The following is an 8398-nucleotide window of genomic DNA, read 5'->3' on the forward strand; positions in this document are numbered from 1 at the left end:
CGCTGGTGCCCTGGGTGAAGGCGGGGCAGTCGATGCGCTGCTGGGTGCTGCTGTATGCGGTCGGCTTGTTGGTGCAGCTGATGGGTGTCTCTCGGGAGTCGGGGTAGCCGACGACGGTCACGGCGGTGGCGCCGGTGGCCGTGCCGGGCGTGAACCGGTTGGCCCCGACGACGTCCTCGATCGCCCTGCCGTTCTGCTCGTCGACGGTGGCGAAGGCCAGATCGCTGTCCTCGTCCTGGTCCTTGGTCCAGCCGTCGGGCAGATAGCGGTGGTCCAGCTTCCACACCCCGTACGGCGCGTGCCCGTCCCGGTAGCCCGGCACGAACACCAGGTCGGTACTGGCGTCGCTCACGCAGTGCGCGGCGGTGACGACGAGGTCGCGGTGCGGGCTGTGCACGACGGAGGCCGTGCACAGGTGTCCGCCGTCCAGGTTGTCGGCCGAGTCCGCGCCGAACAGTGCGCCGATCCGCGCCGACGCACGATCGGCGACGACGTCGACGGTGGTCCCCAAGGCCTGTGTCGGAGGTCGCGCCTGCCCCGCGGCGCCCGCTTTTCCGCCGGACGACGGGACCTCCGACGCCGGCCCCGAGTGCCTGTGCCCGACCTCCGCGGCTGCCACGGACGAGGCCAGGGTGAACATCATCACGACGCCGAGCAACGCGTGACGCGAGGTGACCAAGATGCGTGAGGTGCGCTCCATCAGTGATCACTCTGTCTCACGAAGGTGAGGGCAGGCGCTTGACTTGGCTGAGAATTTCTTGTGAAACCCTTACGGGCGCCCGACCTCGCGATTTCACCAAGGTGTCAGTGCCCGTTCGGCGTGGCGGATGTCGGCGCGCAGTCGTAGACACGGAACGTCTGGTGGGGCATGGGTGTGCAGTGGTCGCGCACCCACTGCGCGGCGGCGCGGCCCGGGGCGGTCGGTGCGCCGCCGAGGACGACATGGCGCAGCCGGCCGGTGTCGATCAGGTTGCGGAACTCGGTACTGGTGGGCGTGGGTGCGGCGCCCGTGAAGCCGCCCATGGGGAGCACCTTGGCGCCCGCGAAGAGGATGTAGGGGGAGGCCGAGCGCCAGCTGGTCGTGGCGAAGACGAAGTCGGCGTGGCCCTGGTGGGCCTTCATGAAGGCCAGGAAGCGCTGCTCCTCGGGGGTGAGTGCCGTCCGGTAGTCGTACCTGACCGTGTTCTTGTGCGGATTCCTCGCACGGGGGGAGCTGTCGCCCGGGGCCGGGTCGTACGCCGAGGCGCGGGTCCTGGCCCAGTTGTGCCGGTGGTGCCAGGTGGAGACCGGCCCGGCCGCGCCCATGCCCGAGTGGCCGTACTTCGGGTCCAGGACTGTCGAAGCCCAGGCGGCGGACGGCAGCATCATGCCCACGATGACCGTCCCCACGCCCAGTACTGCGATCCGGGAGGGCGCCCGTCGGCTGGCCGTGCGCGACAGTGCGAGCAGCAGCAGCCCTCCGGTCCCCGCAACGACCGCGGCGGGTGTCAGCCACGGCAGGAACGAGTACCGCGTCGCGATGAACGCCGACCAGGCCACGGTGCTGACCGCCGCCGCCGGCAGTGCCCACGAGCGGGTCCGGTCGCCGCGCCGCCAGGCCCGCCAGAACTGCACGATGCCGCCGCCGAAGAGCGCGGCGAGCGGGACCGCCACCACTCCCATGTAGTACGTGTGGGCGCCGACCGCGCCGGCACTGAAGACCAGGAAGTACGTGGCCAGCCACACGCCCCACAGCAGGAAGCCCGCCCGCAGCGGGTCCGTACGGTCCCTGCCGCGCAGCCAGACGAGTCCGCACACCACGGACAGCGCGGCCACCGGGTAGAGCCAGCCGACCTGGGAGGCGAGCGAAGGGCCGAACATCTTGGCCCACAGGCCGGCGGACTGGCCACCGACGTGTGCCGGTGCGGTGCCGGCCATGGTCGTCGCGGCGACGCTGCCGGTGGCCTTGGCGCTGATACCGAGGCTGGCGAAACGGTTGAGGAAGTTGTATCCGACGACTTGGCTGAACGCCGAGTTGTCGGTCGTGCCGTCGATGAACGGGCGGTCCTGGGCCGGGGTCAGGGCCACCAGGACCATCCAGGACGCCGACACCGCGATGCACACCGCTCCGGCCGTCGCCAGATGGGTCAGCCGGCGGCGCAGCGTCGCCGGGGCCGACACCAGGTAGAGCAGGCCGAGTGCGGGAAGCACCGCCCAGGCTTCCAGCATCTTGGCCTGGAAGCCGAGGCCGACCCACAGCCCGGCCATGAGCAGCGGACGCAGCCGGGCCTCACGGGCGGCGCGCAGCGCGGCGTTCGCGGCCAGCAGGACGCACAGGGTGAACGCGGGGTCCTCGACCTCCGTACGGAACATTCCAGCGACCACGGGAGTCAGCGTGAAGGCTCCGGCGGCGAGGAGCCCCGCGCTCTCCCCCGCCCAGCGGCGCACGGCGCGGTGCAGCACGGCGACACAGAGGACGCCCTCGACGACCTGCGGCAGTGTCAGTGCCCACGGATGGAAGCCGAAGATCCGCGCGGACAGGGCCTGCGGCCAGAGGAAACCCGGCAGCTTGTCGATGGTGATCGTGTTGGCCGGGTCGAACGAGCCGAAGAGGAAGCCCTTCCAGCTCTCCGTCATGCTGCGCGCGGTCTCGGAGTAGAACGAGTGGTAGGTGCTGTGCTGGATGTCCCAGGTGAACAGCACCGTCGCCGCGAGCATGATCGCCCACCAGGCCAGTCTGGCGTTGAACCCTTCCCCGCGCGCAGGCGGCGGGCCACCCGTGCGCCGGACCGGCCTGATGAGTTCTGTGGTGGTGACCCCCATGGACGAACCTTCCCGAACGCGCGTCAGCCGTACGACGTGCAAGAGGGCGAGGACACCGCCGGGGATGCCTGGGACCGGTTCACATTCAGGTGAGAATCAGGTGTACGCAGCTGTGCGGCCGGCGCGGTGCCGCGGCTCAGTACGCGTTGTGCGTCTGCCAGAAGGCCCAGGCCTGGCAGGGGCTGCCGTACGTGCTGTTCATGTAGTTCAGGCCCCACTTGATCTGGGTGGCGGGGTTGGTCTGCCAGTCCGAGCCGGCGGACGCGTACTTGCGGCCGGGCAGCGCCTGCATGAGGCCGTAGGCGCCGGAGGAGGCGTTGAGGGCCTGCATGTTCCAGCCGGACTCGCGGTCCACGATGTTGCTGAAGCACTGGAACTGGCCGCCGGGCACGATCTGCCGGGCTATCGCCTGGATCTCGGCGACGGTGTACGAGCTCTTGGCCGGGACGACTGTGCTGCTGTGGCCGGCGGCCGCCTTGGTTTCGGTCTGGTCCTTCGCGGCCTTCTCCGCCGCAGCCTTCTGCGCGGCTTCCTTCTTCGCGACCGCGGTCCGGGCCGCAGCCCTGCGGGCCGCCTCCTCGGTGTCCTTCCTGGCGCTCGCGTCCGCCTGGACGCCCTGGGCGTCGGCCTGCTGCGTCAGGGACGCGGTCTGCACCTGGGCCTGCTGCCCTGCCGGTAGGTCCGCGAGCAGCGTCGAGCCGGCTGCCGTCGCTTCGGCGTCGTTCGTCTGCGCGGTGCCGGGCGAGGTGGCTCCGACGACGCTTCCGACAGCGGTGACCGCGGAGGCCGAGGCCACTGCCAGTCCACGGACCGAAATCGGGCTCACACGTCTTCCTTTCGCTTCGTCCGTGAGGCCACGCCGTGACGTGTACGGACAACTCGCTTGTGCTGTCAGGCAGTTCGAACACTCTGCCGTGCGGAGGGGGGTGGCGCAATGGTGAAGGAGGTGTGGATGCTCACACCTGATGCCAGTGAAACCCCACCCGGATGCACGCAGTTGACGCGCCGGGGCTCCCCACCGCAGTGGTGGAGAGCCCCGAGGACGGTCCGGAATTTCGCTGTGGCTACCGGGAGGCGAGCGCGTCCTGGGCGCCGTTGCGGCGGATGCGTTCGCGAACCAGGGAGACGGCGATCACCAGTGCGGCGACGAGTACCGACAGCAGCACCTGGATGCGTCCGCCGCCCTTGCTGTCGTCGGTGAGCATGTAGAGGAGGACGAAGGTGATCATCCCGATCGTGGCCCACGTCAGGTACGGGAAGAGCCACATGCGGACGACCAGCTTCTCCGGGGCCTCGCGCAGGATGATCCCCCGCATCCGCAGCTGCGAGAAGCAGATGACCAGCCAGACGAAGAGCGCCACCGCGCCGGAGGAGTTCAGCAGGAACTGGAAGACCGTGTCCGGCCACAGGTAGTTGAAACCGACGGCGACGAAACCGAAGGCGACGGAGGCCAGGATCGCGGGCTGCGGGACGCCGCGGGAGTTCGTCCGTACGAAGGAGCGCGGGGCGTCGCCGCGCTGCCCGAGGGAGAACGCCATCCGGGAGGCGGTGTAGAGGCCGGAGTTGAGACAGGACAGCACGGCGGTCAGCACGATGAAGTTCATGATCTGCCCGGCGTGCGGGATGCCGATCGAGTCGAGGGCCGCCACGTAGGAGCCCTTCTTGGCGATCGAGGGGTCGTTCCACGGCAGCAGCGAGACCACGACCAGGATCGAGCCGACGTAGAAGACGCCGACCCGCCAGATCACGCTCCGGGTGGCCTTGGCGACCGCCTGCCGGGCGTTCGCGGACTCGCCGGCGGCGAGGGTGACGATCTCGCTGCCCATGAAGGAGAAGACGACCAGCAGGATGCCGGTGAGGATCGCGCCGGGCCCGTTCGGCAGGAAGCCGCCGTGCCCGGTGAGGTTGCCGAAGCCGGTTGCGGCGTGGTCGGAGCCGGGCAGCACGCCGAAGACGGCCAGGCCGCCGAGGATGATGAAGCCGGTGATGGCGACGACCTTGATGCCTGCGAACCAGAACTCGAACTCGCCGAAGGAGCCGACCGAGGAAAGGTTGGTGATGGTGAGGACGACCATCACGATCAGCGCCCAGGCCCACTGCGGTACGGCAGGCACCCACCCCTCGAGGATCACGGCACCCGCGGTCGCCTCCACGGCGAGCACGACGACCCAGAAGAACCAGTACAGCCAACCGATGGAGAATCCGGCCCAGCGGCCGAGCGCCCGGTCCGCGTACGCGGAGAAGGAGCCGGAGCTCGGGTTCGCCGCGGCCATCTCGCCCAGCATCCGCATCACGAACACGACCAGCGCGCCGACCAGCGCATACGAGAGCAGGATGCCGGGCCCGGCGGCGGCGATGCCGGAGGCGGACCCCACGAAGAGCCCGGCGCCGATCACCCCGCCGATGGCGATCATCGACAGATGTCGGTTCTTGAGGCCGGGCCGCAGAGCTACCTGCTCGGGAGTCCGACCACTGGAGGGAGGAGCGGTGGCAGGAGCCACATCGCCCTGGGGGCGTGCAGTCATGTCGACATCCATTGGGTGGTGGGGAGGGCCGCGGGGGAGGGGCCCGCGCCGCGTTCCGTTCCCTTGCGGGAAGTGATCCGTTCCACTTGCGGAAATGGATTTGCGCAAGCGTATGGGCAGCCGCGGGAAGACGGGTTTGTTCCCGGGGACGAAGTCGTCGTTGATTGGCTGTACGACCGAACAATGCGAAGTCGGGCTCAGGCTCCGGGTGGCAACCGCAACTGGAGCATGGCCAGCAGTCGCTGGTCGGGGCGGCTCAGGTCGAGACCGGTCAGTTCCTCGGCCCGGCGGATGCGGTAGCGCAGCGTGTTGCGGTGCACATGCAGCTGCGCGGCGGCCGCCCGCACGTCACCGAAGCAGTTGAGGTAGGCCAGGAGGGACTCGGCGAGTTGGCCCTGGTGCCGACTGTCGTGGGCGGCCAGCGCGGTCAGCCGTGGGTCCCGTATCTCGGGGTGGGCGGCAAGCAGCGTCAGTATTTCGCTGATCAGGACTTCCGCCTGGATGTCCGGGAGTGCGGCGACCGCGGCGGCGACGCCGGCGCCCAGCATGGCGTCGAGGACGCGGTCGGCCTCGCGGCGCGAGTCGGGGGCCCGGCCGAGCCCGGAGACCAGGCAGCCGATCGAGCCGCGCAGCGGCAGGCCCAGGTGGCGGCGGGCGGCGTCGGTGATCTCCTGGGCCCAGCTGCGCAGGGTGTCCGTGTCGATGCTGCGGGGCAACTGCGGCAGCAGCACATAGATCCGGGGGTCGACCTGGGTGACCAGGGCGCTGCGGTGCCGGGCGGCGATCTGCACCGAGATGAGGTTGGTGACCTCGGTGTGGGTGAGTTCGGGGGCGGTGACCGCCTCGGCGGTGCCGTAGGAGAAGCCCAGTACGGCGGCCGGGCGGGTGGCGTCGAGGCCGAGATGGGTGGCGAGCGGCTGCGGACCGGTGCTGCCCTCCAGGAGTCCGGCGAGCAGGGTCCGGGTGAGGGTCAGGTCGTCGGAGAGTTCCCGGCGGCGGCGCACCAAGTGGTGGGCGGCGACCCGGGCGGCACCCAGCAGCGCCCGCTCCGAGTGCTCGGACAGCGGTGTCGAGCCCTCCTGCACCCAGATGGTGCCCAGCTGCCGCTCCCCGGAGCGGATGGCCACCGCGAGCCGGCGCCGGATGCCCAGCTCCGGATGGCTGTCGATGCCGATCACCTTGTCACTGGAGTGCAGGTGCTGGAACACGCCCCACTCGCGCAGCTTCGCCAGATACGCCTCCGGGCCCTGCCAGCCGAGGATGGAGCGGCGCCGCAGGTCGTCGATCTCGTCGGAGTCGCTGGAGCGGGAGTAGGCCAGCACCCGGTTGGCGGCGTCCTCGATGCTGACGATGCCGCCGGTCAGCACGGCGGTCGTCTGGGCGAGCGAGAACAGGTCACCCTCCTCGGCCCCTGCCCCGTACTCGCCCGGCGGTGCGTCGTCGAGGGCGGCACGGGCCAGCGCGGTCACCTGCTCCCAGCGGGCCTCGCCGCGCAGCGAGAGCAGGGCGACCCCGGCCTCGGCGGCGGTCTCGCTGAGGGCGGAGGCCTGGCCGGCACCGTCCAGTTTGACCACGACGGCGGCGGCTCCGTCGCGACCGGCGGCGCGCAGCGCGGGGAAGGCGGCCCGGCCGCGCGCCCCGATGACGAGGACCAGCTCGCCCGGCTGTGCCGTCGGCGGGTCCTCGGGATCGAGCAGTGCCACGCCCTGGATCTCGACGTCCAGTCCGGCGGGAGCGGCCTGCACCTCCACCAGCGAGTCGCCCAGGGTCATCAGCAACTGGCGCAGGCTGACGCCCGCAGGGGGCGGGGAGACCGCGGCCGGATCCATGTTCGTCGCCTCTGCTGGGAGCCACGCCGGAGCTCTGATGCTAACCGGCACGACCGAGCAGAGTGTGCTCACAGGCGCGGGGAGCGGCGGACGGTGAGGACGGCGATGTCGTCGTGCCGGCGGTCGGCGTCCGCGAACGCGAGGGCGTCCTCGTGCAGGGCCCGGGGCAGTTCGGTGGGGGAGAGGCCCAGGTGCTTGGTCAGTCGCTCGTCGAGAGGGTAGAACGTGCCGTCCTCGGCGCGGGTCTCGGTGAGGCCGTCGGTGGTCAGCAGCAGCGTCGAACCGGCCGGGAAGTCGAACCAGTCCACGGTGGGGGGTTCGGCGGCCAGTTCGGCGAGGCCGAGCGGGACACCGGAGTCCAGCGGCGGTGTGGTGACGAGGCCCTCGTGCATCAACCGGGGAGGAATGTGACCGCAGTTGACGACCTGCACCTCGCTGTCGGCGTCGACGCCGAGAATCAGGGCGGTGACGAACCGCTCGTCGTCGCCGGTCTGTTCGGCATAGGAGTTGTGCCGGACGACCGCGGCGTCCAGGGCGTCGACGAGCGCGGTGAGCGTGGGCTCCCGGTGGGCCGCCTCACGGAAGGTGCCGATGACGGCGAACGCGGCGCCCACGGCGGTCAGCCCCTTGCCCTGCACGTCGCCGATCAGCACCCGGGTGCCGAAGGGCGAGTCGACGACGTCGTAGATGTCGCCGCCGACGAGCCGGTCCTCCTGCACGGGTTCGTAGACGCCGTTGACCAGCACGTCCTCGGTGACCAGCGGCAGCGGGTGCAGGATGTGCCGCTGCATGGCCGCGGCGGTCGAGCGCAGCCGCAGCATCTCGTGCTCGCGCCGGATGCGCCAACGACAGGCGTAGACGGAGGCCACCCCCAGCGCGAGGGTGAACAGAACCAGCAGCAGCCGGTCGAGCCAGTGCCCGCCGACGGGGGCCCGCACCACCGCGGTGGTGGTGACGACGAGCGAGGTCCACGTGGCGACGAACCCCGTCTGCCGCACGGTGCACAGCGCCGACGCCGTCCCCGGCAGGAAGACCAGCAGCCCGAGCAGCCACACCTCGGACCCGGACAGCGCCCCCAGGACCTCCACCAGCACCGTCACCGACACCACGCCGACGACCAGCTCGGCGTTGCTCGGCGGCTCGATGGCGTCGGAGACTTCGACGGGTCTCTTCCGTCGGCTACCGGTCATGGGGGACTCCCGGTCAGGTGGTGATCACCCTCTACGGTATTGCAGGCCGCGC

At 70.6% G+C, this 8398-nt stretch carries 6 protein-coding genes; all 6 read right to left on the bottom strand.

Translation table 11 applies throughout. The features are described 5' to 3' along the window. The coding region (locus AB0N07_RS48750) for a trypsin-like serine protease (protein ID WP_365847109.1) at positions 1-700 on the bottom strand (700 nt) is incomplete at its 3' end. 104 nt (positions 701-804) lie between these two features. Further along, positions 805-2802 (bottom strand): glycosyltransferase family 39 protein, encoded by a 1998-nt coding sequence (locus AB0N07_RS48755; protein ID WP_365847111.1) that lies wholly within the window; start codon positions 2800-2802, stop codon positions 805-807. Positions 2803-2938: 136 nt separating this feature from the next. Continuing rightward, positions 2939-3628, bottom strand: coding sequence for a transglycosylase SLT domain-containing protein (locus AB0N07_RS48760; RefSeq protein ID WP_365847113.1), 690 nt, complete (start codon positions 3626-3628; stop codon positions 2939-2941). Positions 3629-3866: 238 nt separating this feature from the next. Next, the gene (locus tag AB0N07_RS48765; protein WP_365847115.1) at positions 3867-5327 is read right to left on the bottom strand and encodes an amino acid permease; all 1461 of its coding nucleotides are present in this window, start codon (positions 5325-5327) and stop codon (positions 3867-3869) included. A gap of 197 nt (positions 5328-5524) precedes the next feature. After that, on the bottom strand, positions 5525-7156 hold the full coding sequence (locus tag AB0N07_RS48770; RefSeq protein WP_365847117.1) for a helix-turn-helix domain-containing protein: 1632 nt from the start codon (positions 7154-7156) through the stop codon (positions 5525-5527). Positions 7157-7224: 68 nt separating this feature from the next. Next, positions 7225-8346, bottom strand: coding sequence for a PP2C family protein-serine/threonine phosphatase (locus AB0N07_RS48775; protein WP_365847119.1), 1122 nt, complete (start codon positions 8344-8346; stop codon positions 7225-7227). Positions 8347-8398 lie beyond the last annotated feature (52 nt).

This window comes from Streptomyces sp. NPDC051172 (assembly GCF_040682555.1).
Classification (GTDB): Bacteria; Actinomycetota; Actinomycetes; order Streptomycetales; family Streptomycetaceae; genus Streptomyces.

What these genes read in the sequence shown, in the direction of transcription:
- AB0N07_RS48755 (WP_365847111.1), bottom strand. Translation starts at nt 2,802, where the DNA reads ATGGGGGTCACCACCACAGAACTCATCAGGCCGGTCCGGCGCACGGGT.
- AB0N07_RS48765 (WP_365847115.1), bottom strand. Translation starts at nt 5,327, where the DNA reads ATGACTGCACGCCCCCAGGGCGATGTGGCTCCTGCCACCGCTCCTCCC.
- AB0N07_RS48770 (WP_365847117.1), bottom strand. Translation starts at nt 7,156, where the DNA reads ATGGATCCGGCCGCGGTCTCCCCGCCCCCTGCGGGCGTCAGCCTGCGC.
- AB0N07_RS48775 (WP_365847119.1), bottom strand. Translation starts at nt 8,346, where the DNA reads ATGACCGGTAGCCGACGGAAGAGACCCGTCGAAGTCTCCGACGCCATC.